Origin of the sequence: Streptomyces sp. 3211.6 (assembly GCF_003634815.1) — a bacterium.
Lineage (GTDB): Bacteria > Actinomycetota > Actinomycetes > Streptomycetales > Streptomycetaceae > Streptomyces > Streptomyces katrae_A.
In genome coordinates this window covers 5,331,757-5,354,946 of sequence record NZ_RBXC01000001.1, presented here as the reverse complement: position 1 = coordinate 5,354,946, position 23,190 = coordinate 5,331,757, and the positions used below count along the sequence as shown (strand labels likewise).

General features: G+C 74.2%; 20 protein-coding genes. 8 read left to right on the top strand and 12 right to left on the bottom strand.

The window, feature by feature from the left end:
* Positions 1–3: 3 nt before the first annotated feature.
* Both BX286_RS24900 and BX286_RS24895 read right to left on the bottom strand, forming a co-directional pair.
* Positions 4–1,470, bottom strand: a complete 1,467-nt coding sequence (locus BX286_RS24900) for a penicillin-binding transpeptidase domain-containing protein (RefSeq protein ID WP_100862871.1) — start codon at positions 1,468–1,470, stop codon at positions 4–6.
* Positions 1,467–2,840, bottom strand: a complete 1,374-nt coding sequence (locus BX286_RS24895) for an FtsW/RodA/SpoVE family cell cycle protein (protein WP_121016355.1) — start codon at positions 2,838–2,840, stop codon at positions 1,467–1,469. Before BX286_RS24895 ends, BX286_RS24900 begins: the two co-directional genes overlap by 4 nt.
* Positions 2,841–2,950: 110 nt before the next feature.
* Between BX286_RS24895 and BX286_RS24890 the strand changes: the two genes are divergently transcribed.
* From BX286_RS24890 to BX286_RS24880, 3 genes are all read left to right on the top strand, one after another.
* Positions 2,951–3,340 carry a DUF6325 family protein gene (locus BX286_RS24890; protein ID WP_079429758.1) on the top strand — a complete coding sequence of 130 codons (390 nt, stop codon included), beginning with the start codon at positions 2,951–2,953 and terminating at the stop codon, positions 3,338–3,340.
* Complete coding sequence (locus BX286_RS24885) at positions 3,340–3,768, top strand: hypothetical protein (protein WP_100862873.1); 429 nt, start codon at positions 3,340–3,342, stop codon at positions 3,766–3,768. Before BX286_RS24890 ends, BX286_RS24885 begins: the two co-directional genes overlap by 1 nt.
* An 851-nt stretch (positions 3,769–4,619) precedes the next feature.
* Complete coding sequence (locus BX286_RS24880) at positions 4,620–5,798, top strand: C40 family peptidase (protein ID WP_121016354.1); 1,179 nt, start codon at positions 4,620–4,622, stop codon at positions 5,796–5,798.
* Here the strand turns inward: BX286_RS24880 and BX286_RS24875 are convergent.
* From BX286_RS24875 to BX286_RS24855, 5 genes are all read right to left on the bottom strand, one after another.
* Complete coding sequence (locus BX286_RS24875) at positions 5,720–7,009, bottom strand: styrene monooxygenase/indole monooxygenase family protein (protein WP_121016352.1); 1,290 nt, start codon at positions 7,007–7,009, stop codon at positions 5,720–5,722. The two genes, BX286_RS24880 and BX286_RS24875, sit on opposite strands and share 79 nt — an antisense overlap.
* A gap of 99 nt (positions 7,010–7,108) precedes the next feature.
* On the bottom strand, positions 7,109–7,786 hold the full coding sequence (locus BX286_RS24870) for an ATP/GTP-binding protein (protein ID WP_261993508.1): 678 nt from the start codon (positions 7,784–7,786) through the stop codon (positions 7,109–7,111).
* The gene (locus BX286_RS24865; RefSeq protein ID WP_079429754.1) at positions 7,767–8,150 is read right to left on the bottom strand and encodes a DUF742 domain-containing protein; all 384 of its coding nucleotides are present in this window, start codon (positions 8,148–8,150) and stop codon (positions 7,767–7,769) included. The genes BX286_RS24870 and BX286_RS24865 overlap by 20 nt, the downstream gene beginning before the upstream one ends.
* Positions 8,147–8,623 (bottom strand): roadblock/LC7 domain-containing protein, encoded by a 477-nt coding sequence (locus BX286_RS24860; protein WP_079429753.1) that lies wholly within the window; start codon positions 8,621–8,623, stop codon positions 8,147–8,149. Before BX286_RS24860 ends, BX286_RS24865 begins: the two co-directional genes overlap by 4 nt.
* Positions 8,620–12,057 carry a nitrate- and nitrite sensing domain-containing protein gene (locus BX286_RS24855; RefSeq protein WP_187344188.1) on the bottom strand — a complete coding sequence of 1,146 codons (3,438 nt, stop codon included), beginning with the start codon at positions 12,055–12,057 and terminating at the stop codon, positions 8,620–8,622. The genes BX286_RS24860 and BX286_RS24855 overlap by 4 nt, the downstream gene beginning before the upstream one ends.
* Positions 12,058–12,404: 347 nt before the next feature.
* Between BX286_RS24855 and BX286_RS24850 the strand changes: the two genes are divergently transcribed.
* The gene (locus tag BX286_RS24850) at positions 12,405–13,178 is read left to right on the top strand and encodes a protein phosphatase 2C domain-containing protein (RefSeq protein ID WP_121016348.1); all 774 of its coding nucleotides are present in this window, start codon (positions 12,405–12,407) and stop codon (positions 13,176–13,178) included.
* A 25-nt stretch (positions 13,179–13,203) separates the two neighbouring features.
* Here the strand turns inward: BX286_RS24850 and BX286_RS24845 are convergent, their stop codons facing one another.
* Together BX286_RS24845 and lon are read right to left on the bottom strand one after the other, a co-directional pair.
* Positions 13,204–13,644, bottom strand: a complete 441-nt coding sequence (locus BX286_RS24845; RefSeq protein WP_100862876.1) for a MarR family winged helix-turn-helix transcriptional regulator — start codon at positions 13,642–13,644, stop codon at positions 13,204–13,206.
* 157 nt (positions 13,645–13,801) lie between these two features.
* Positions 13,802–16,198: an endopeptidase La gene (gene lon, locus BX286_RS24840; RefSeq protein ID WP_121016346.1), complete on the bottom strand. Its 2,397-nt coding sequence runs from the start codon at positions 16,196–16,198 to the stop codon at positions 13,802–13,804.
* A gap of 125 nt (positions 16,199–16,323) precedes the next feature.
* Here lon and BX286_RS24835 point away from each other — a divergent pair, with 125 nt between their 5' ends.
* Positions 16,324–16,722 (top strand): RidA family protein, encoded by a 399-nt coding sequence (locus tag BX286_RS24835; protein WP_079429749.1) that lies wholly within the window; start codon positions 16,324–16,326, stop codon positions 16,720–16,722.
* Between the two features lie 114 nt (positions 16,723–16,836).
* Here BX286_RS24835 and BX286_RS24830 read toward each other — a convergent pair whose 3' ends face one another.
* The 3 genes from BX286_RS24830 to BX286_RS24820 form a co-directional block, all read right to left on the bottom strand.
* Complete coding sequence (locus tag BX286_RS24830) at positions 16,837–17,592, bottom strand: DUF4097 family beta strand repeat-containing protein (protein ID WP_121016344.1); 756 nt, start codon at positions 17,590–17,592, stop codon at positions 16,837–16,839.
* 186 nt (positions 17,593–17,778) lie between these two features.
* On the bottom strand, positions 17,779–18,642 hold the full coding sequence (locus BX286_RS24825; RefSeq protein ID WP_121016342.1) for a sulfurtransferase: 864 nt from the start codon (positions 18,640–18,642) through the stop codon (positions 17,779–17,781).
* A gap of 473 nt (positions 18,643–19,115) precedes the next feature.
* On the bottom strand, positions 19,116–20,495 hold the full coding sequence (locus BX286_RS24820) for a hypothetical protein (protein WP_187344187.1): 1,380 nt from the start codon (positions 20,493–20,495) through the stop codon (positions 19,116–19,118).
* A gap of 89 nt (positions 20,496–20,584) precedes the next feature.
* Here BX286_RS24820 and BX286_RS24815 point away from each other — a divergent pair, with 89 nt between their 5' ends.
* The 3 genes from BX286_RS24815 (at position 20,585) to BX286_RS24805 (ending at position 23,151) form a co-directional block, all read left to right on the top strand.
* Positions 20,585–21,166 (top strand): hypothetical protein, encoded by a 582-nt coding sequence (locus tag BX286_RS24815; protein WP_148710293.1) that lies wholly within the window; start codon positions 20,585–20,587, stop codon positions 21,164–21,166.
* A 123-nt stretch (positions 21,167–21,289) separates the two neighbouring features.
* Positions 21,290–22,030 carry a response regulator transcription factor gene (locus BX286_RS24810; protein WP_079429744.1) on the top strand — a complete coding sequence of 247 codons (741 nt, stop codon included), beginning with the start codon at positions 21,290–21,292 and terminating at the stop codon, positions 22,028–22,030.
* Positions 22,031–22,059: 29 nt separating this feature from the next.
* Positions 22,060–23,151, top strand: coding sequence for an ATP-binding protein (locus BX286_RS24805; protein WP_079429743.1), 1,092 nt, complete (start codon positions 22,060–22,062; stop codon positions 23,149–23,151).
* Positions 23,152–23,190 lie beyond the last annotated feature (39 nt).

The following is a 23,190-nucleotide window of genomic DNA, read 5'->3' as shown; positions in this document are numbered from 1 at the left end:
GCCTCAGCGGGGCCCGCCGGTCAGGGCGGCCTCCATCATCGTGCGGGCGATCGGGGCCGCCGCGCCGTTGCCGCTGATGTCTCCGCGTACCGCCGAGGCGTCCTCGACCACCACCGCGACCGCCACCGCCGGCTGCGGCGCGCCGTCCGCGGCCGCCCAGCCGATGAACCAGGCGTAGGGCGTGCCGGCGTTGCCGACCCCGTGCTGGGCCGTACCCGTCTTGCCGCCCACCCTGGCTCCCGGGATGGCCGCGTTGCGGCCCGTGCCCTCCTCCACCACCTTCACCATCAGCTCCTGCAGCCGCAGCGCCGTGGGCGTGCTCATCGCCCGGCCCAGGGTGCGCGGGGCGAAACGGCGGACCAGGCCGCCGCCGTGCCGGGTCGTGCGGTCCACCAGCCAGGGGGTCTCGATCTCACCGCCGTGGGCGACGGCCGCCGCCACCATCGCCATCTGCAGGGGCGTGGCCCTGGTGTTGAACTGCCCGATCGAGGAGAGCGCCAGCTGGTCCGGGCTCATGTCGGTGTCGAAGTTCGACCGGGACACCCAGGACGGCACCCGCAGCCCCTCGTCGTTGAACCCGAACCGCTCCGCCGCCGCGACCATCCCCTCCAGGCCCACCTGCACCCCGACCTTCGCCATCACGGTGTTGCACGACCACTGCACCGCCTCCGCCATCGAGGCGTCCTCACAGCCCGTGCCCGCGTTCGGCAGCAGGGTGCTCGTGCCGGGGAGGGGGTAGGGGTCCGGGGTGCGGGTGGGGGCGTCGACGTCGGTGACCACGCCCGCGTCCAGGGCGGCGGCGGCCGTCACGATCTTGAAGGTGGAGCCCGGTGGATAGGTCTCGCGCAGCGCCCGGTTGAGCATCGGCTTGGCCGGGTCCGCGTTCAGCCGCGCCCAGGCCGCCTTGACCTTCGCACCGGTCCCGGAGAGCAGGCCCGGGTCGTACGAAGGGCTGCTGACCAGCGCCAGGATCCGGCCCGTCGCCGGCTCCAGCGCGACCGCCGCCCCGCGCCTGCCGCCGAGCCCCCGGTAGGCGGCCCGCTGCACGGCCGCGCGCAGGGTGGTCGCGGCGTCGCCGCCGGCGGGGCGGCCGCGCGAGAGGTCGTACCAGAGGGGGAAGGCGGAGAGCCCCGGGTCGGTGCCGGCCAGCAGGGCGTCCTCGGCACGTTCGACGAAGCTGGTGCCGTACGTCTGGGAGGAGAAGCCGGTCACCGGGGCGTAGAGGGGGCCGTCCGTGTAGGTGCGCTCGTAGCGCAGCAGCTGGCCGCTGTCGCGGGAGCCGGTGACGGGCCGGCCGTCGACGAGGAGGTTGCCCCGGGGCTGGGCGTAGCGCTCGATGGCGGGGCGCTTGTTGGCGGGGTTCGCCCCGTAGGCGGCGGACTCCCAGACCTGCACGCGGGCCACGTTGACGAGGAGGGCGGCGAGGAGGAGCACGCAGAAGTACGCGCACCAGCGGATGTAGCGGATCATCCCGGCCCCCCGGCCCCGCCGCCGCCGCGGGCGCTGTCGCTCAGCCGGACCAGCAGGGCCACGATGATCCAGTTGGTGACGACGGACGAGCCGCCCTGGGCCAGGAAGGGCATGGCCATACCGGTGAGGGGGATCAGGCCGGTCACGCCGCCCGCGATGACGAAGACCTGGAGCGCGACGATCGAGGCGAGCCCGGTGGCGAGCAGCCGCCCGAAGGGGTCGCGCAGGGCGAGCCCGGCGCGGAACCCCCGGGACACGAGGAGCCCGTAGAGCAGCAGGAGGGCGGTCAGGCCGACCAGGCCCAGCTCCTCTCCGGCGGTGGCGAGGACGAAGTCCGACTTGGCGGCGAAGCCGATGAGGAAGGACTGGCCGTGGCCGAGGCCCGCGCCGAGGAGGCCGCCGGCGGCGAAGGCGAAGAGGGACTGGGCGAGCTGGCCGGGGCCTTCGCCGCGGTCGATGGAGGCGAAAGGATTCATCCAGTCCTGCACGCGGCTGTGCACGTGCGGTTCGAGGGTTCCGACGGCGTACGCGCCGAGCGCGGCGAGGAGCAGCCCGACGGCGATCCAGCCGATCCGGCCGGTGGCGGTGAACAGCATGATCACGAAGAGGCCGAAGAACAGGAGCGAGGTGCCGAGGTCGCGCTCCAGGACCAGGACACCGACGCTGAGCAGCCAGATCGCGAGGATCGGCCCGAGGACCCGGCCGGGCAGGAGCCGGAGCTTCCAGAAGAGCCGGCGGCCGGTGAGGGCGAGGGCGGTGCGGTTGGCGGCGAGGTAGGAGGCGAAGAAGACGGCGAGGAGGATCTTGGCGAACTCCCCCGGCTGGAAGGAGAGCCCGGCGAAGCGGATCCAGATGTGGGCGCCGTTGACGGCCGGGAAGAACACGGGGACGAGCATCAGCGCGAGGGCGGCGGTGACGGAGAGGTAGGCGTACCGCTGGAGCACGCGGTGGTCCCGCAGCCCGAAGACGACCAGGGCGAACAGCCCCACCCCGAGCCCCGACCACCGCAGTTGGTCCCCCGCTCCCGCCTCGCCCGGGGTGGCGAGGTCGAGCCGCTCGATGAACACGAGGCCGAGGCCGTTGAGCAGGACGGCGATGGGCAGCAGGACCGGGTCGGCGTACGGGGCCCTGATCCGCACGGCCAGGTGCGCGAGCAGCCCGGCGACGGCGAGCCCGGCGGCGTAGTGGGAGGTGGAGGTCGAGACTCCGCCGGCCAGGCCGACGTAGGCGTGTCCGAGTACGGAGATCAGGACGGCTCCGGCGAGGAGCGTCAGCTCGATGCCCCGGCGTTTGGGGGTGCGGGCGTCGGAGTACGGGGGCGGAGCGGGCTCGGGCTCCGTCAGCTTCGCCGTCAGGGCTGGCGGGGGCATACGGGAAACGTAGCAAGCCAACCGCCCCTATGTCCGGTTATGCCATAGTCTGCCGAAGAGTCGTCAGAAACGGTCGAAATCGCCGTAGCGAGGAGCGGGAGCCGAGCCTTATGGGACCTGTGGAATTCATCGTCCTCGCCTTCCCGGAGGAGCAGCTCCGGGTCCCGGCGGTCGAGGCCGTCATGGGACTGCGCAAGACCGGGGTGGTGCGCCTGATCGACGGCCTCGTCACGACGAAGACGGCGTCGGGGGAGGTCCTGGCGGCGGAGTTCGACGAGTTCGTGGAGCTGCGCGGCCTCCTGGCGGGCCGCGACGTGGCCCGGCTGATCGGCCCGGAGGACGTGCGCGAGGCGGCGGAGCTCCTGGACCGGGGCAGCTGCGCGCTGCTGCTGGTGGTCGAACACGTCTGGGCGCAGGACGCGGCCGTCGCGGTACGGGCGGCGGGCGGGCGGATCGTGGGCTCGGTGCGCATCCCCGCGGAACGGGTGGAGGTGGCCTGATGTTCATCCGCCCGGTGAACGTGACGGTGACGGCGGCAACCCGCCCGCCCGGCCACCCCCTGCTGCGGGGCCTGCTGCGACGGGCGGCGGGGGCGGCGGAGTGGAGCCAGGACGTGGACTCCGGCGAGGGTACGGCCGAATCCCTGGCGGATGCCTTCGCGGAGGACGAGGCCGAGGCCCTCACGGAGGCCGAGTCCCTGGCGGAGGCGGCGGGCTCGGCGGGCCTGGAGGGCCGGGCGGAGGCGGTGGACGAGGCCGACGCGATGGCCCGCCCGGCCCCGTGGCCCGCCGAACCCCGAACCCCGGCGCCTCCCTCCACGCACGCAACCCTGGTGTCGGAGCTCACCCAACTGGCCGACCTCGCCCGCGAGGGCCTCCTGACCCCGGAGGAGTTCGCACGGGCCAAGGGGCGGCTGCTGGAGGGGTGACACGCACCAGCCCCGACGACCGCGAGTTCCGCCGCCGATCCCACGACCCGCCCAACGCCTTCTCAAACCAGGTAAGGCACCAGACTTCCGCCCGACCCACTCCAGCCGCCCGCCGGGTCCCCGATCGCCGCTCTGTTCGTCATTTGGCGCGGGTATGAGCCCAAGACGGCAGCCGGACACCGAAATCAGAGAAGCGCGTGGCGATCTGACGCGCCCACCGCCCCCGGACGACGATTCCATCGTCCTCAGCTGCGGGCAGCGACCCCGGACGGGACGCGGACGCCGAGACGGGAGAAGCCCGTGGCGATCTGACGCGCCCACCAGCGCCGGATGCGATTCCGTCGGCCCGGATCCCGGGTCTGCCGACCCCCGACCACCTCTCCTGCTCACTGAGGGAGCCGCAGGGCCCAGGCAGAACCGTGCCGTCCCTTTGGGGGTTTCCCGGCAGTCTTCGGCATTTCGCGGCGGGACGCCCTGTCAAGGGTCGCCGCAGGCGATCGCGCAGCGACGCGACCGAAGGGAGCGCCCTTGACAGGGCGGCCCGCCGCGGAAGGACGATGAGACGGACGGGAAACCCCCAACCCGTCCCTGAGGCCGCCCCGCCGAGGCACCGCCCTCCCCCGCCCCCGCCCGGCCCGCTGGTTCGGCCCGACGAACACCCCCGCCTCCCACCGGCCCGCAGACGGGGAGGCGGGTGGGCAGCCCCCGCCCGGCCCCTCCCCCCGCGCCGGGGGAGAAAGCGGGCCCGCGCCGAAAAAGCCCCCCACCCGGGTGACCCCCGCTCCCCCGCCGTGCCGCCTCGCCGGACCCCACCCGACCGCGTGGCAGCATCAGCCAGCAGAGGTGATTACATGACAAAACGACTGCTCGGATGCGGCATCAGCTGCCTCGCCGCCGCCACCCTCCTCGTCACCGCCGGCCCCCCGCCCCTCGCGCGGGCCGAGCCGGTCGGGGAGCTGCTCACGCGCCTGCAGGGGCTGTACCAGCAGGCCGAGGAGGCCGCCGAGACCTACAACGCCGCCGAAGTGGCCCTCAAGGCCCGCCAGGCCGAGGAGGAACGCCTCAGCTCCGCCCTCGGCAGGGCGCGCTCGGCGCTGGACTCCGAGCGGGCCACCGCCGGGCGGCTCGCCCGGGAGCAGTACCAGGGGCTCCAGGGCGGCGGCCTCTCCCCCTACCTGCGGATGCTGCTCTCCGGTGACCCCCAGCAGGCCCTCGACCAGCGGCGCCTCGCCTCCCGCGAGGGGGCCCGGCGCGCCGGGGTCGTGGCGCGGCTGGAGCGGGACCGTAAGCAGGCAGGTGCGCTCGCCGATGCCGCCCGCAAGGCCCTGGACGCCCAGCAGTCGCTCGCGGCCCGGCAGAAGGAGGCCCAGCGGGAGGTCACCGGCCGGCTCAAGGAGGTCGAGCGGCTGCTGGCCGCGCTCACCCCCGCCGAGCTCGCCGGGCTCGGCGCGCGGGAGGCGGCCGTCACCGCCGGGGCGCAGCGCAGCCTGCTGGACTCGGGCCGGCTGCCCGCCCGTACGACCCCGCCCACCGCCGCGGGTAACTCCGCCCTGCGCTACGCCGCCGCGCAGATCGGCAAGCCGTACGTGTGGGGCGCCGAGGGTCCGGGCTCCTTCGACTGTTCCGGGCTGACCTCGCAGGCCTGGGAGCACGCCGGGCGGTCCATCCCCCGTACCAGCCAGGAGCAGTGGGCCCAGCTGCCCCGGGTGCCGCTGGACCGGCTGCGCCCCGGGGACCTGGTGGTCTACTTCCCGAAGGCCACCCACGTGGCCCTCTACATCGGCGACGGCAAGGTGATCCAGGCCCCCCGTCCGGGGGCGAAGGTCAAGGTCTCCCCCATCGCGGCGAACCCGCTCCTGGGCGCGGTCCGCCCCGACCCGGACGGGACCCCGCTGGCCGAGTTCACCCCGCCGCCGCTGCCGGAGGCTTCGGCCGCGGGGGACGACGCCGGCTACGACGCGGACGGGGAACCGTCGGCGGCTTCCGCCCCGGCCGCAGCCTCGGCCGCCTCGGCGACCTCCGCCAGGTAGTCCTCCGTGTCCTCCGGGTCATAGAAGTACGCGTCGAAGTCGGCCGGGTTGTCGAAGCCGTTGGCGAATCGATCCGCCACGCGCTGGTACTGCCCGGCCGCCCCGATCAGGTTCAGCACGTGCTGCGGCGGGGTGCCCAGCATGGCGTTGGTCCACTGGGTGACGGGCTTGCCGGTGGTGAACCAGTACTTGTCGAAGGTGGCCTTCATCCAGGCCTCGTCGAACGGCCTGTCGCCGTGCATCAGGATCGACGACAGGTACGAGGCCGCGCACTTGGCGGCGGCGTTGGCGCCCTGCCCGGTGATCGGGTCGTTGGCGACGACCACGTCCGCCACCCCCAGCACCAGCCCGCCGCCCGGCAGCCGCCCGACCGGGTTGCGCACCACAGGGGCGTAGCGGCCGGCCAGCGTGCCGCCGGCGTCCGTCAGTTCGACCTTCGTGGCGCGCGCGTACTCCCACGGCACGAACTTCTCCATGAGCTCCAGCGTGAGCTCCAGGTGCTCGCCGGGGTCGTTGACGCCCCGGAAGACGTCCAGCGGCCCGCCCGGCAGGCCCTCCCAGAACAGGATGTCCGCCCGCCCCGAGGTGGTCAGCGTCGGCATGACGAACAGCTCGCCGACACCGGGCACGAGGTTGCAGCGCACGGCTTCGGCGTCCGGGTGCTCCGGGCGCGGCCCGAGCCCGTGCACGTACGCGACGGCCAGGGCGCGCTGGGGGCTGTCGTAAGGGGAGCGTGCCGCGTCCCGGCCGAACATGGAGACGAGCTCGCCCTTGCCCGCGGCGACCAGCACCAGTTCGTAGGCGCGCGAGAAGTAGTCCAGGTCGGCGACGGACGCGCCGTGGATGACCAGCTGGCCGCCGCGCTGCACGAAGACGTCGAGCCAGCCGGCCATCTTCACGCGCTGGTCCACGGACTGCGCGTAGCCCTTGAGGCGGCCGAGCCAGTCGACGGCGCGGCCGCCGTCGGGAGCGGCGACGGAGACGCCGAGGCCCTGGATCCTGGGGGCCTGCCGCTCCCAGAAGTTCAGCTGGAGGTCGCGCTCGTGCCGGAGCGCGGAGTCGAACATGCACTGCGTGGACATGACCCGTCCGGTGCGGATCTCGTCCGCCGTCCGGTTGGACATGAGGGTGACTTCGTAGCCCTTCGCCTGGAGGCCGAGGGCGAGCTGGAGGCCGGACTGCCCGGCCCCCACGACAAGTATCCTGCGCATCTCACGTTCTCAATCTGAGCAGTACGGGCGGTACGGGCGGTACAAGCACCACGGCGGCACGAGCACCACAGGCGGTACGAGCAACACAGGCGCGGCCGGCTACGCGGGCGTGGCGTCCAGCGCGTGACCCACCAGCGTCAGCAGGGACTCGACGACCGTGGCCCGGCGCCGCGCGTCCATGATCACGACGGGGACGTCCGGCGGGATGGTCAGCGCCTCCCGCACGTCCTCCGGCTCGTACTCCTTCGACCCCTCGAAGTGGTTGACGGCGACGGCGTAGGGCAGCCCGCAGCTCTCGAAGTAGTCGAGGGCGGGGAAGCAGTCGCGCAGCCGGCGCGTGTCGGCGAGCACCAGGCCGCCGATGGCGCCGCGCACCAGGTCGTCCCACATGAACCAGAACCGCTCCTGGCCCGGGGTCCCGTACACGTAGAGCACGAGGTCGTCGGCGAGGGTGATGCGGCCGAAGTCCATGGCGACGGTGGTCGTGTTCTTGTCCGGGGTCCCGGTCAGGTCGTCGGTGGGGACGCTGGCCTGGGTCATCACCGCTTCGGTGCGCAGCGGGGTGATCTCGGAGACGGAGGACACGAAGGTGGTCTTGCCGACGCCGAACCCGCCCGCGACCAGCACCTTGACGGCTACGGGCGCGCGCGAGCGGTCGTACTGCCACGGCTGGACGGGCTCGTCGGCCAGCAGGAGCGCGGTGTCCGGACCGGCGACGGCGTCGGAGGCGGCGTCGGAAACGGCGTCCGGGACGGCTTCAGAGACGGCGAAGGCCATCGAGCACCCTTTCCAGCAGCGCGCGGTCGGGGCGGCCGGTGCCGTGCCCCGTGCCGTAGACGCGGATCCGGCCCTGGTCGGCGAGGTCGCTGACCAGGACCCGGACCACGCCGAGCGGCAGTTTCAGGAGCGCGGATATCTCGGCGATGGTCCGCATGCGCCGGCAGACCTCGACGATGGCCCGCATCTCGGGCATCCGGTCGGGCGTCTTGGCCGGTCCGGCGTCCAGGGTGGCGACGAAGGTCTCCACGAGCAGCACCTGTGTGAAGCGGGTGCGGCCGCCCGTCAGGGAGTACGGGCGGACGCGGGCGGGGCGCCGGTCGGCCCCGCGTATCGGCAGTCGGTCGGAGGCCGGGCTCCTCACGGGGTGTTCTCCATCGACTGGCGCAGCTCGCTGCGGACTTCGGGGGTCAGGACGTGGCCGGCGCGGCCGACGAACAGGGCCATGTGGTAGGCGACGACGCCCATGTCGCAGTCGGGCGTGGCGTGCACGCCCAGCAGGGAGCCGTCGCTGATGGCCATGACGAAGACGGAGCCGTTCTCCATCGCCACCATGGTCTGCTTGACCGAGCCGAACTCCATGAGGGCGGCCGCGCCGGTGGTGAGGCTGCCGAGCCCGGACACGATGGTCGCGAGGTCGGCCGAGGCCCCGCGGGGGCCCTTGGGCCGGTCCGCCTTGCGGGATTCGGGGGCGGCCTCGGAGGAGAGCAGCAGCAGCCCGTCCGAGGAGACGACGGCCACGGAGTTGACCCCGGGCACCTCCTCCACCAGGTCGGTCAGCAGCCACTGCAGGTTGCGGGCCTGGCTGCTCAGTCCGTACGTACTGGGCGCGGTCATGTGCGTGCCTCCTGTGCGGTGTCCCCCTGATCGGTGTGTCCCTGTCCGTGGGCCTCATGGGCCCCCGGACCCCCCGGGGTCTGCCGCTGGTCCTGCGCGAGTTCGGCGGCGGCGACCCGGCGCCCGTCCTGGGCGCCCTGGTAGAAACCGCCGAGTCGGCGGCGCAGTTCCTCGGCGTCGACCCGGCGCGGCTCGGGGCGGGCCGCGGCGGGGCGTCCGGTGCCGCCGGGGGCGGCCACGGCGCGCGGGGTGCGCTTGGGGAGGCCCTTGGCGGTGACGGCTTCGGTGCCGCCGGGCTCGGGGTGGCTGCCCTGGCGGGGGATGAAGCCGTCCCCGGCGTCGGGGGCCCGTCGGTGTCCGCCCTGGTCGGCGTCGTTCCGTTCCCGGCGCGGCAGTCCTGCATCGGTTACGGGGCCACCGGGCGCGGTGCCCGGCTCCCCGGCGGCGTCCCCCGGGGCGGGGTCGGCCACCGCGAAGGCGTCCGCATCGGCGTCGGCCACGACCCGTGCGAGCAGTTCCTCCTCGGGACGTTCCCCACCCGGCGCCTCCGCCGCGGGGGCGGGCACGGTGAAGACCTCGTCGGCGGGCGGCGGCGCGTCCTCGAAGCCGGCCGACGGCTCGGGCACGACCCCGGCCGGCGGCTCGGCGGCGGGCGGCTCGGCGGCGAAGGGGTCAGCGCCGGCCGTGAAGACCTGGTCGGCCGGGGGCAGCTGGGCGTCCTCGAAGGCCTCGGCCAGCGGGACGACGCGGGCGGGCTGCTCGGCGTCGGCGGTGCCGGCGGTGTCGGTGTCGGCGGGCCGCTTGGTGAAGGCCCCGGCCCCGAAGGCCTCCGCCACCAGGTCGGCGGCGGCGTAGCCAACGGAGTCGGCGTAGTCGGACTCGGACTCGGACTCCGACTCAGCCCCGGACTCGGACTCGAACCCGGCAGCACCTATCCCGGCACCCGCGCGCTCGACGTCCACGGACCCGGCGTCCACGAACTCGACGTCAGCGGACCCGGCGTCCACGGACCCGGCGTCCACGGACCCGGCATCCACGAACCCGACGGCACCGTCCTCGACGCCCCCGTGCCCGGCACCCTCGTGCCCGGCGTCAGCAGACCCGGCGTCCACGGACCCGACGTCACCGGCCTCGACGTCACCGGCCTGAGCACCCTCGTCCTCCGCCGACTCCGGCGACTGCGCCAGCTCTGCCGACCCCTCCGGCTCCGCCTCGAAGGCCTCGGCCAGCGTGACCACCCTGGCGGCCTCCTCGGGGGCCGGGGTGTCCGTCGGCTGGGGGCGCAGGCGGGGCGGGAGGGTGTGCTCGTTCGCCTCGGCGATCACGCCGGGCAGCTGGTAGGCGGGCGCGCCGGAGGAGCCCAGGCTGTGCACGGGCGAGGCCGGCGGGGCGTCCGGGAGCAGCACGGCCGGGATGACCACGACGGCCTCCGTGCCGCCGTGGGCGGCGGTGCGCAGCTCGGCGGTGACGCCGTGGCGGGCCGCGAGGCGTCCGGCGACGTACAGGCCGAGGCCCAGGCCGTGTTCGGTCTCGGGTTCCTCGTCGTAGGCCTCGGGGGTGGAGAGGCGGGAGTTGAGGGAGGCGAGCCTGTCGCCGGTGACGCCGATGCCCTCGTCGACGACGGACAGCACCACGTCGCCGGCGTCGGTGATGTGGCCGGAGACCTTCACCTTGGCTTCCGGCGGGGAGAAGGTGGTGGCGTTCTCCAGGAGCTCGGCGACCACGTGCGAGATGTCGTCGGCGGCGTGCCCGGCGACCTGCGTGTAGGAGGGCAGCGTGGTCAGGTCGACGCGTTCGTAGCGCTCGATCTCGCTGACGGCGGCGCGCATGACGTCGACCAGCGGCACGGGCAGGCTCTGGCCGTGGCCGTGCTCCTGCCCGGCGAGGACCAGCAGGTTCTCGTTGTGGCGGCGCATGACCGTGGCGAGGTGGTCGAGCTTGAAGAGGGTGGCGAGCCGGTCGGGGTCGCCTTCCTTGGACTCCAGTTCCTCGATGACGGCGAGCTGGCGCTCGACCAGGCCGAGGGTGCGCAGGGAGAGGGAGACCGAGGTGGTCGACATGATGCGGCGGTGCTCTTCGAGCCCGGCGCGCAGCTCGGCCAGTTCCCCTTCGAGGGCCTTGCGGGTGGAGGCCAGCTCCTTCTCGCGGGCTTCGCGGCTGGTGGCGAGGGCTTCGTTGCGGCCGATGAGGCGGCGGCGGTCGGCGTCCAGGCCGGCGATCTTGGTGTGGAGGGCGACGGTCTGCTCGCGGACGGCGTTGAGGTGGCGGACGACCTCGGCGAACTCGTCGTTGCGGCCGGTGAAGCGGACCGGTTCCTGGGAGCCCTCCGGGGTGGCCAGCCGCTCGGCGCCGCGGCGCAGTACGGACAGGGGCCGGGTCAGGGAGCGGGCGACGCCGGTGGTGAAGCCGATGACGAAGAGGAAGAGGACGCCGAGTCCGGCGACCATCAGTTCGAGCCGGGTCACGTCGTCGTCGCGCTGGGTGGCGAGGGCGGTGGCCCGCTGGCCGGCGAGGGTGGCCTCGACGGAGCGCATGCGGTCGATGCGGGCGGTCAGCGCGGAGGCGAGGGCGCCCGGGTCGGTGGCCTTGCGTTCGGCTGCGGTCAGGGTGGGCCGCTCGGTGAGGCGCCCCAGCTGGTCCTCGGCGGTCTTGACCTCGGGGCCGGTGACGGTGGCGGCGAGGGTCTGGCGCACGGCGGGGCGGGCGGCCCGGTTGAAGTCGTCGAGGGCGGCCTGTTCGCGTACGCGGGAACGCTGGGCGGCGGCGCTGAGCTCGTCGGCGGCGGCGTTGCCCGGGGCCTGTTCGGCGCGGGGGACGGCCAGCGCGGCGAGCAGCAGCCCGCGGGTGGCGGAGGCCTGGTCCACGGCCCGGCTGAGGGGCGCCATGGGACGGGTGACGGCGAGTGCGGCCTCGGCGCGCGGCGGGGTGAGCTCGGCGAGCCGGTCGCCGGGCGCGAGGAGTTCGGTGATGAGCCCGGCGTAGGCCTGCTGGGCGGCCACGGCGGTGCCCTTGCCGTCGACGGCCTCGGCGCGGGCGGCCTTGATGTGGCCGAGGGCGCGGGCGAGGTCCTCGTCGGCCTCCGGGCGGAGTTCGGCGAGGGTCCGGTCGGTGCGCGCGGTGCGCTCGTCGACGGGTGCCTTGGCGTTGCCGGGACGGCCCTTGGCCGCGTACTCGACGACGGCGTCGCGCTCGTCGCCGAGGAGGTGGACGAGGGTGAGGGTGTGCTGTGTCTGCTCGGCGAGGGTGACGAGTCGCTGTGAGTCGTCCAGTTCCCTGGTGGCGGAGACGACGGCGGGGGTGCCGGCCGCGAGGACGGTGAGTCCGGCGACTGCTACTCCGACGACCAGCCTGCTGCGGACGCGCACGCGGCGTCCTGCCTTGGCGGGTCCGTCGGCGCTGGCGGTGCCGTTCTTCCGAGACCGCTTCTTCTGCACCGGTGCTCGCAATCCTGTACGTGGGGTCGTGCTCGTCTACTCGTGTGGCCGAGGTAACGGCCGGTCAACAAGTAAACGCCCCCTGCCCCCTCGTACCGCCTCAGACCTTCGCAGTGTGTTGGGAGGAGAGCCGCACATCGCCCACCCGGCCACTCGAAGGAGTGAACATCACGGAGGAGTGGCCGACCAACTCGGGCACGGCGTGCCAGGCGCCGTCCATGGACGGGCGGTTGAAAGATCGAGGCGGGCTTTGGCAATATGCCCGCCCACATTTACCGGGAGTACCCCTTCCGGCATTGGTACGTACCTGACCGGCCATCCGGGGTTCCGGTGGGCAGAATGTCCGTATGCGCATCGACCTCGCTTCGACCCCCGGCAGTGCTGAACGCCCCAACGAGGACTGGGTGTCGGCGTCGACACCTGCGGCGGGAGGGGGTGTTGTGGTCGTCCTGGACGGGGTCACTCCGCCCCGGGGGGACGACGGCTGCGCGCACGGAGTGCCCTGGTTCGCCACCCGCCTGGGCGGTCGATTGACCGAACTGTCCGGATCGCGGCGGGACATGCCGCTCGACCGGATCCTGGCCCGGGCCATCGGGGACACGGCCGACGCCCACCGCGGCACCTGTGACCTTTCTCACGTCCGGACGCCGCAGGCGACGGTGGTGATGGTCCGCTGGGACGAGGCCCGCGTGGAGCACCTGGTGCTCTCGGACTCCGTGCTCCTGCTGCGGGCGCCCGGCGGCGGGGTCACGGCGGTGCTCGACGACCGGCTGGACCGGATCCCGCACGGGGTGCGCGGCTCGGTGGCGGCCACGGACGCGCTGCGCAACGCCGAGGGCGGCTTCTTCACCGCCGCCGCCGACCCCTCGGTGGCGGCCCGGGCGGTCGTCGGGCGCACCCCGCGCCGGGAGGTGGGCGCACTGGCCGCGCTGACGGACGGGGCGAGCCGGTGGACGGACACCTTCGGGGAGGGCGACTGGGCGGCCTGTCTGGACGTGCTGCGCGAGGAGGGGGCACGGGGGCTGATCGGGCGGGTGCGGGCCATCGAGTCCGACCCGGTGCGCCCGCCGGCCCGGTACAAGCGCCACGACGACGCCTCGGCGGTGTACGCCGAGCTGTGAGCCCGCGCTCCCGGCGGGCCCGGTCCTACTCCTCGCCGGAGTTCAGCTGGTTGAGCAGCCGGGCCAGCTCGGCGACCTCGCCGCGGTCCCAGTCGGCCAGCTTGCGCATGTACTGCTCGCGCCGGGCCCCTCGCACGCGCAGGAACCGGGCCCGGCCCTCGTCCGTGAGGCCGACGAGGAAGGCGCGGCCGTCGGCGGGGTCCGGTTCGCGGGCGACCAGGCCCAGCAGTTCCAGGGCGCGCAGCTGGCGGCTCATGGTGGCCTTGCCGACGCCGAAGTAGGCGGCCAGCTCGGTGGCCCGCTGGCGGCCGGCGGCCTCCAGCCGGACCAGCAGCCCGTACGCGGCGGGCTCCAGCTCCGGGTGCAGGGCGCGGGCCATCTCGCCCGAGGAGGCCCGGGCGCGCCGAAGGAAGACGGACAGCTCCCGCTCCAGAGCGAGGAACTCCTGGTCTTCACTGCCGTGCACGTGCCGCTCCCATCGCTGGTGGGGCGCGACCTGGCACCCCGGTACGGGTCCAGTATTTCCCAGGGGGTGCGCCGCAGGCCCGGGACCCCGCCTGGGGGCCCCCGGACGGAGTCCAGGGGAAGGGGGTCCCGGGCCTGCGGAGGTGCGGCGGCGCCGGTCAGGCGGCCTTGGTGAAGGAGACCACCGCCGGGGCCAGGGCCAGCTCCAGCACCTGGCGCACGTCGGTCACCGGGTGCACCTCCAGCCCCTCCAGCACCTCATGGGGGACGTCGTCCAGGTCGGCCTCGTTGCGCTTCGGGATGATCACGGTGGTCAGCCCGGCCCGGTGCGCGGCGAGCAGCTTCTGCTTGACCCCGCCGATGGGCAGCACCCGCCCGGTCAGCGAAACCTCACCGGTCATGGCCACGTCCGTGCGGACCTGGCGGCCGGAGAGCAGGGAGGCCAGCGCGGTGGTCATGGTGATGCCCGCGCTCGGACCGTCCTTGGGGACGGCGCCCGCCGGGAAGTGGATGTGCACGCCCCGGTCCTTCAGGTCGGCGACCGGGAGCTCCAGCTCGGCGCCGTGCGAGCGCAGGAAGCTGAGCGCGATCTGCGCCGACTCCTTCATCACGTCGCCCAGCTGCCCAGTCAGGGTCAGTCCGGCCGCGCCGGTCTCCGGGTCGGCCAGGGAGGCCTCGACGAAGAGCACGTCACCGCCGGCGCCGGTCACGGCCAGGCCCGTGGCCACGCCCGGGACGGCCGTGCGCCGCTCGGCCGGGTCCTGGGCGGACTCCGGCACGTGGTGCGGCCGGCCGATCAGGCCCCGCAGCTCACCCGCGCCGATGGTGAACGGGAACTCCCGCTCGCCCAGCTCGTGCTGCGAGGCGACCTTGCGCAGCAGCCGCGCGATGGACCGCTCCAGGGTGCGCACGCCCGCCTCGCGGGTGTACTCCCCCGCGAGCTTGCGCAGGGCCCCCTCTTCCAGGACCACTTCCTCGGCGGTCAGCCCGGCGCGCTCCAGCTGGCGGGGCAGCAGGTGGTCGCGGGCGATGACGACCTTCTCGTCCTCGGTGTAGCCGTCGAGGCGCACCAGCTCCATCCGGTCGGCCAGGGCCTCGGGGATGGCTTCCAGCACGTTCGCCGTGGCCAGGAAGACCACGTCGCTCAGGTCGAGCTCCACCTCCAGGTAGTGGTCGCGGAAGGTGTGGTTCTGCGCCGGGTCCAGGACCTCCAGCAGGGCCGCCGCCGGGTCGCCGCGGAAGTCGGAGCCGACCTTGTCGATCTCGTCGAGGAGCACGACCGGGTTCATGGAGCCGGCCTCCTTGATGGCCCGGACGATCCGGCCCGGCAGGGCACCGACGTACGTCCGGCGGTGGCCGCGGATCTCGGCCTCGTCCCGCACACCGCCCAGGGCGACGCGCACGAACTTGCGGCCCATGGCGTGCGCCACGGACTCCCCGAGCGAGGTCTTGCCGACGCCGGGGGGCCCGACCAGAGCGAGCACGGCACCGCCACGCCGGCCGCCGATGACGCCCATGCCCCGCTCCCCGCGCCGCTTGCGCACGGCCAGGTACTCGGTGATGCGGTCCTTCACGTCGTTGAGCCCGGCGTGCTCGGCGTCGAGGACGGCCCGGGCGCCCTGGATGTCGTAGCGGTCCTCGCTGCGCTCGTTCCAGGGCAGCTCCAGCACGGTGTCCAGCCAGGTGCGGATCCAGGAGCCCTCGGGGCTCTGGTCACTGGCCCGCTCCAGCTTGTCGACCTCCTTGAGCGCGGCCTCGCGGACCTTCTCGGGCAGGTCGGCGGCCTCGACGCGGGCCCGGTAGTCGTCGGACTCCTCGCCCTCCTTCTCCCCGCCCAGCTCGCGCAGCTCCTTGCGGACGGCCTCCAGCTGGCGGCGGAGCAGGAACTCGCGCTGCTGCTTCTCCACGCCGTCCTGGACGTCCTTGGCGATGGACTCGGCGACGTCCTGCTCCGCGAGGTGGTCGCTGAGCGCCTTCACGGCGAGCCGCAGGCGGGCGACCGGGTCGACGGTCTCCAGCAGCTCCACCTTCTGCGCCACGGTCAGGAACGGGGAGTACCCGGAGTTGTCGGCGAGCGCCGAGACCCCCTCGATCTGCTGCACCCGGTCCACGACCTGCCAGGCGCCGCGCTTCTTGAGCCAGCTGGTGGCGAGGGCCTTGTACTCCTTGACGAGCTCGGCGACCGCCCCGGGCAGCGGGTCGGGCACCTGCTCCTCCACGGTCTCCCCCTCGACCCAGAGCGCCGCCCCGGGCCCGGTGGTCCCGGCGCCGATCCGGACGCGGCCGCGCCCGCGGATCAGCGCCCCGGGATCGCCGTCGGAAAGCCGCCCGACCTGTTCGACCGTCCCCAGCACACCGATCCCGGCGTACTTCCCGTCGACCCGCGGCACGAGCAGCACCCGGGGCTTCCCGCTGCCGCGCGCCGCCTGCGCGGCCTCGACGGCCGCGCGCACCTCGGCGTCGGACAGGTCCAGCGGGACGACCATCCCGGGCAGCACGACCTCATCGTCGAGCGGCAGCACGGGCAGGGTGAGCGTTACGGACGTCGAAGCCATGATCTTCCCTCCGGCAGTGAAGTTGAGCTATGCCGACTCAATGCTTCTGCGCGCAGCAATGTTCCCCAACTGGCGTTCGCCGGGGGCGAACAGCCCCGCGGTCCGTCCCGTAGCACCATGACGCCATGACAGACATACGACGAACCGTCAGCTCGGGCTCCCCGCTGGAACCCCGGATCGGCTTCTCGCGCGCGGTGCGCGTAGGGCGGCACGTGGCCGTCGCGGGCACGGCGCCCATCGGGGACGACGGCTCCACCGTCGGCCCGGGCGACGTCCACGCCCAGACGGTGCGGTGCCTCGACATCGCCCAGCGGGCCCTGGAGGAGGCGGGCGCCTCGCTGGAGCACACCGTCCGGACGCGGATCATGCTGACCGACATCACCCGCTGGGAAGAGGCCGCGCGGGCCCACGGCGAGCGCTTCGCCGGCATCCGCCCGGCGGCCACCTTCGTGGAGGTGTCCCGCTTCATCGACCCCGCCTGGCTGGTCGAGGTGGAACTCGACGCGATCCTCGACGAGGACTAGGGAGGCGGGGGGCCGGGGCGGGGGGGCGGACGCCGGGGCCCGGGGCGCCGGGGGCCGGGCCGCCGGGGGCTAGGACGCGGGGGGGGCTAGGACGCGGGCTAGGACGCGGGGGGGCTAGGACGCCGAGAGGCGGATGTCCCCGGAGGCGGTACGGACCGTCATCCGCGACGCGGCGTCCGGGCTGCTGCTCAGGCGGACGTCGCGGCTCCCGGAGGCCGTGTCGACCGACAGCCTGTACGGGCCCTGCGGGGCCGTCACGCCGACGTCGCCCGAGCTGGTGGTGACGGACACCGAGGCCGGAGCCTTCACGAAGCCGGCCTGCACGTCCCCGGACGCCGCACGCAGATCCGCCTCGGCCCCTTCCAGACCGGTGGCGGTGATCCGCCCGGAGGCCGTACGGACCTTCACCGGGCCCGCGATCCGCTCGGCCCGGATGTCCCCGGACGAGGAGGTCAGATCGGCCCGTGCGACCCCCTGCACGGTGATGTCCCCGCTGCTGCTCTCGACCCGCACCCCGGCTGCTGCGGGCACCTCCAGGCGGTAGTCGATCCAGCAGTCGTCCTCGCAGTCGTCCTGGAACTTCAGCACCCCGCCCGAGACCCGCTGCCCGGCCGTGGGCGCCGTGCCGCCCCGGTAGTGGACGACCCGCCGGACGGTGACCCCGGGGCCGGAGCCGGCGGTGACCTCGACGTCGCCGCTACGTATGCCCGTCAGCTCCACCGTCGTGACCGGCTCGGAGACGGTCGCGTCGGCGTCGAGGGTCTTCACCGGGCGGCCCACCTCTGACAGGCCGCAGCCGGACAGCAGGAGGACGGCCCCGAGGGCCGTGACGACGAGGCGGGTTGACGTGGTGTGAAGTGCAGGTGCCATGGGGACGAGTCTGCCGAGCCGACGCCGCAAGCGCGCGGGTGCAGACATCCGAACCGGGGGTGGGGTTAACTGCACCCCCCCACTTCTCCGGCCCTCGGGCCCTCCGACCCTCCGGCCCTCCCTTCCCGCCTCTTCCTCCTCTTCCTCCTCTTCCTCCTCTTCCTCCTCTTCCTTCTCTCCGTCGCCTCAGGCCCCGGTCGCCACCGGCCGGTCCGAGGACACGCCCCACTCGCTCCACGAACCGTCGTACACCGCGGTCTCCCCGTACCCAGCCAGGGTCGCGCCCAGCGCGAGCACGCACGCCGTCACGCCGGACCCGCAGCTGAAGTAGAGCCGCTCCCGCTCCCCGGCCAACGCCTCGAAGGCCGCCCGGAGTTCCCCGGCCGGGCGCATCAGACCGCCCGGCCCCTGGAGTTCACCGAACGGCAGGTTCAGCGCGCCCGGCATATGGCCACCACGCAGCCCGGGCCGCGGCTCGGGGGCACTGCCGGCGAAACGCTCCCGGGTCCGGGCATCGAGCACGACGGCACCCGGGTCGGCGAGGGCCCCGGCCACGGTGTCGGCGTCCACGAGCAGTCCCGGGCGCGGCCGCGCGGTGAAGGAGCCGCGCGGGCCGTCGTACACGGCCGGCCCGGCCTCGACGGGCAGCCTGGCGGCGATCCAGGCGGGCAGCCCTCCGTCGAGCACGGCGGCCCGGTCGAAGCCCATGGCCCGCAGCATCCACCAGGCCCGGGCACTGGAGTAGACCCCGGCGGCGTCGTACACCACCACGGCATCCCCGTCCCCGACCCCGAGCCCCCGCAGCGCCTCCTCGAACGCCGCCGCCGTGGGCATGGTGTGGGGCGCGGGGGCGTCATGGTCGGACAGATGACCGTCCAGGTCGAAGGGCCGGGCGCCCGGAATCCTCCCGGAGCCACCCCGATGCGCCCCGACGGAGGCGTCGAACACCACGACCCGCCCGAGGTGCGCGGCAAGCCAGCCTGTACCGACCAGCGGGGCGGGTATCTCGGGCGGGGATGCGAATGCGGATGCGGATGCGGATGCGGGCATGCGGAGCCTCCGGGGCGGGGTCGGAAACGATCTCCCGCCCATCCTCAACCCACCGCACGCTGGCCGGGGAGAGTTGGCTGGCGAGGCCGACGGCTCGGGGTGAACTAACCAAGCGGCAACGGAAGGCCGGGCGGGGGTGGGATGGCCGGGACCACACTCGGCGGTCTCAGAGAGGGGTTGGGGCTTTCCCGTCAGTCTCATCGTCCTTCCGCGTCGGGCCGCCCTGTCAAGGGCGCTCCTTCGTCGCGTCGCTTCGCGATCGCCTGCGGCGACCCTTGACAGGCCGTCCCGCCACGGAAAAACGAAGACTGCCGGGAAACCCCCAACCCGTCCCTGAGACCGCCCAGCTGGAACCCCGACCCTCCTGGGTGCCGGGCCGCTGTCCTGTTCCGGCCCGGTCAGGCACCGCCGCGAGGTGGGTGGGCAGGCGCCGACCCGCCCCCGGCCCCTCGAGGGGGCGATGGCGCGCCCCCTCACCCGCATCCGCCCCGGCGGGCGTACACCGCCACCCTCGCGCCCCTGACCTCCGTCACCGAGCAGCGGTCGAAGGCAGTCGTCAGGGTGGTGCGTTTCTCCGCCTCCGTGGGGTACGGGTCCAGCGGCTGGTCCGCCGGGTCCATCAGGGCTATCACCCTCGGGGACGACAGCAGTGCCCCCCGGACCCGGTCCGGGGGGAGTTCCGTGCCCTGGAGGGTGTGCGAGGCCGACGGGGAGGCGGCCAGGGCCACGTCGCGCAGCGCCCCGTACGGCCCGGGGGTGGACAGCAGCCACTCCCGCCTGCGGGACGGCATGAACAGCACGGCGTCCCCCGGCCTGGCCCGTTCCCGCACCGCCGCCGCCACCGCGAGGACGTCGTCCCGGCGGCTCTCCGGGGTGCGCAGCCACGCCGACCACGCCGCCACCGGGACGAGCAGCACGCCCGCGACCGCCCACGGCAGCCAGCCCCGCACCCCCGCCCGTCCCCCCTCCGCCGCGCGGGCGCCGACCAGGAGGGCGAGGCCGCCCAGGGCGTAGAGGACGTACCGGTCGACGTACCAGGGGTGGACCAGTGAGACCGCCATCAGCAGCCCGGGCGGCAGCAGGGCCAGGGGTACCGCGACCCGGAGCACTTCGCGCCGGCCTCCCCGGGCCAGGAGGGCCACCGCCGCCGCCAGCACCCCGTACGCCACCCAGTCCTGCCACCGGGGCCGGCCCAGCCAGCCCAGCTGCCGCTCCGCCTGCCCCGCGCTCACCACCGCCAGGGGCAGCAGCCCGGCGGCGACCGCCCCGGCCGCCCACCGCCAGACCCTCTCCCGCCAGGCGGCGAACGCGTGGGCGAGCAGGGCCAGGGCCGCGAACTCGTGCAGCCAGCAGCCCACCACCAGCACGACCGCGTAGGCGGCCCACCGCCGCCGCACCATCAGGTACGTCGCCCAGGCCACGGCCGCCGCGACCAGGGCGTACGAGCGCCCCTCCTGCCCGTACATCTGCACGGGCGGAAGCAGGACGTACACCGCCCCCGCGCACAGCGCGGCCCGCTCCCCCGCCAGCCGGTACGCCACGGCGGCGACCCCGCCGGCGGCGAGGGCCGTCCCCGCCACGGACGGCAGCCGCAGCGCCCACAGGCCCGCGCCGCCCGCCCCGCCCCCTTCCCCCCACACGGCGAACACCGTGTGCATCACCGCGTAGTACAGCCCGTGCACCGCGTCGACCTGTCCGAGCAGCCCCCACAGCTCCCCGGCCGGCCGGTGCGCGACCTGCCAGGTCGTGGATTCGTCGCGCCACATGCTGCCCCCGCCCGGTCCCCGCTCCAGGCCCCACAGGCCGAGGAGGAGGACGGCGAGCAGCGGCGGGAACCAGCGCCAGGCGGCCAAGCGGTGGATGACGTCCTCCGGGGTGCTTTCGGTCGGGGGTCGGGGCCTCCATACTCGGATGCGGTACCGGTGTCCCGCAGGAGGTCGGAGTGCGAGCGATGCGAGCGGCCGGGGCCGCGGCGGCGGTGCTGCTCGCCGCAGTGTCCCTGGCGGGGTGCGACCACGGCGGCTCCGCGGGCGGTCCGGAGCCGGCGGGGGCCACGGCGGCGGCCACGAGCGCCCCCGCGACCGCGCCCGTCCCGACGGCGCCCGCCACCACCGCCGGCCCGCAGCCCACGGCGACCGCCCCCGCCACGCCCCGCCCCACCCCTCCGCCGACGGCGGACCCGTCCACCGAGCGCCTTCTGCGCGTCACCCGCAGCGGCGGTTTCGCCGGCCGGACCAGGACGCTCCTCGTCAACGGCGACGGCTCCTGGACCCTCCTCGGCGAGCAGGACAAGGACCTGCGGAAGGGCCGGCTCACCCCGGCCGGGCTGGAGGATCTGCGCACCGCGCTGCGCGAGGCCGACTTCGCGCACCTGCCGCGCACCGCGACCGCCGATCCGCCGGTGTACGACGGGTTCACGTACTCCTTCGTGCACGGCGGCTTCGAGGTGGCGGCCGACCAGACGGCGCTGCCGGCGGCCCTGTCCCGGGTGCTGGAGGCCCTTCCCGGATTCGACGCCGCCTGAGGAATCCGGGATGAATCTCTGATTCCGGATGCTGTCGGGTCCTGTCCGAACCCTCCATGGCCGCAGGCCTGTGCCTCCTCTACGCTGCACCCCAGCCATCACGCGGATCATCAGGGGCGGGACATGGAACAGACGCACACCACCCACAACGGCGCCGCGGCCACTCCAGGTGCCCAGCGGCGCGTGCTGGTGGTCGAGGACGACCGCACCATCGCCGACGCCATCTCGGCCCGGCTGCGGGCCGAGGGCTTCCAGGTGCAGACCGCCTACGACGGGCCGGCCGCCGTCGCGGCCGCCGAGAGCTGGCTGCCCGAGCTGCTGGTGCTGGACGTCATGCTGCCCGGCTTCGACGGGCTGGAGGTGTGCCGGCGGGTGCAGGCGCAGCGGCCCGTGCCGGTGCTGATGCTGACGGCCCGGGACGACGAGACCGACATGCTGGTCGGTCTGGGGGTCGGGGCGGACGACTACATGACGAAGCCGTTCTCGATGCGCGAGCTGGCAGCGCGGGTGCACGTGCTGCTGCGCCGGGTGGAGCGGGCCACGCAGGCGGCGACGGCCCCGCGGGGGGCGACCCTGCGGCTGGGGGACCTGGAGATCGACCACGCGCAGCGCCGGGTGCGGGTGCAGGCGGAGGACGTGCACCTGACCCCGACCGAGTTCGACCTGCTGGTGTGCCTGGCGGGGACCCCGCGGGCGGTGCTGTCGCGGGAGCAGCTGCTGGCGGAGGTGTGGGACTGGGCGGACGCCTCGGGCACCCGTACGGTCGACAGCCACATCAAGGCCCTGCGCCGGAAGATCGGCGCGGAGCGGATCCGTACGGTCCACGGCGTCGGGTACGCCCTGGAGACCCCGGCGCAGGCGTGAGCGGCGGGCGCCCCGGCAGGGGGCACGGCGTGGGCCGCTCCGGTGGTGCCGGTGCCCGCAGCGGGGGGCTGCGGCCGTTCTCGCCGTTCTCGATCAAGACGAAGCTGGGCACGCTCGTCGTGGTCTCGGTGTTCATCACCACCGGTCTGCTGATGGTGGCGCTGCGCACGGACACGGAGGTGCGCTTCATCACGGTCTTCTCGGTGATCGCCTCGATGCTGATCACGCAGTTCGTGGCGCACGGCCTGACGGCGCCGCTGGACGAGATGACGACGGTGGCCCGGGCGATCTCGCACGGGGACTACACGCGCCGGGTGAGCGGGGCGGGGCGGCGGGACGAGCTGGGCGATCTGGCGTCGACGATCAACCGGATGGCCGGTGATCTGGAGGCCGAGGACAGGCACCGTCGAGAGCTGGTCGCGAACGTCTCGCACGAGCTGCGCACTCCGATCGCGGCGCTGCGGGCGGTGCTGGAGAACGTGGTGGACGGGGTCTCGGAGGCCGATCCGGAGACCATGCGGACGATGCTGAAGCAGGCGGAGCGGCTCGGCCGGCTGGTGGAGACGCTGCTGGACCTGTCCCGGGTGGACAACGGGGTGGTGCCGCTGAAGGCGCGCCGGTTCGAGGTGTGGCCGTACCTGTCGGGGGTGCTGAAGGAGTCGGGGCTGGCGGCCGCGGGGCGGCCGGGGCTGGCTTCCGGTTCGGGCGGGCACACCCGTAACGACGTGCACCTTCATCTGGACGTGCATCCTCCGGAGCTGACCGCGTACGCGGACGCGGAGCGGCTGCACCAGGTGGTGGCCAACCTGATCGACAACGCGGTGAAGCACAGTCCGGCGCACGGCCGGGTGACGGTGCGGGCCCGTTCGGGCGACATGCCCGGGAGCCTGGCGCTGGAGGTCGTGGACGAGGGGCCGGGCATTCCGGAGGCGGAGCGGCACCGGGTCTTCGAGCGGTTCAACCGGGGGGCCGCGGGGGGCGGCGACGGGGGCACGGGGCTGGGGCTGGCGATCGCCCGCTGGGCCGTCGGCCTGCACGGAGGGGAGATCCGCGTGGCCGAATCGTCACGTGGTTGCCGAATCCTTGTCACCCTTCCGGGCAGCTCGGCGGTGCTGTCTTGACGTAGGGTTCGAGTGGGAAGGACATGATCTCGGCCACAT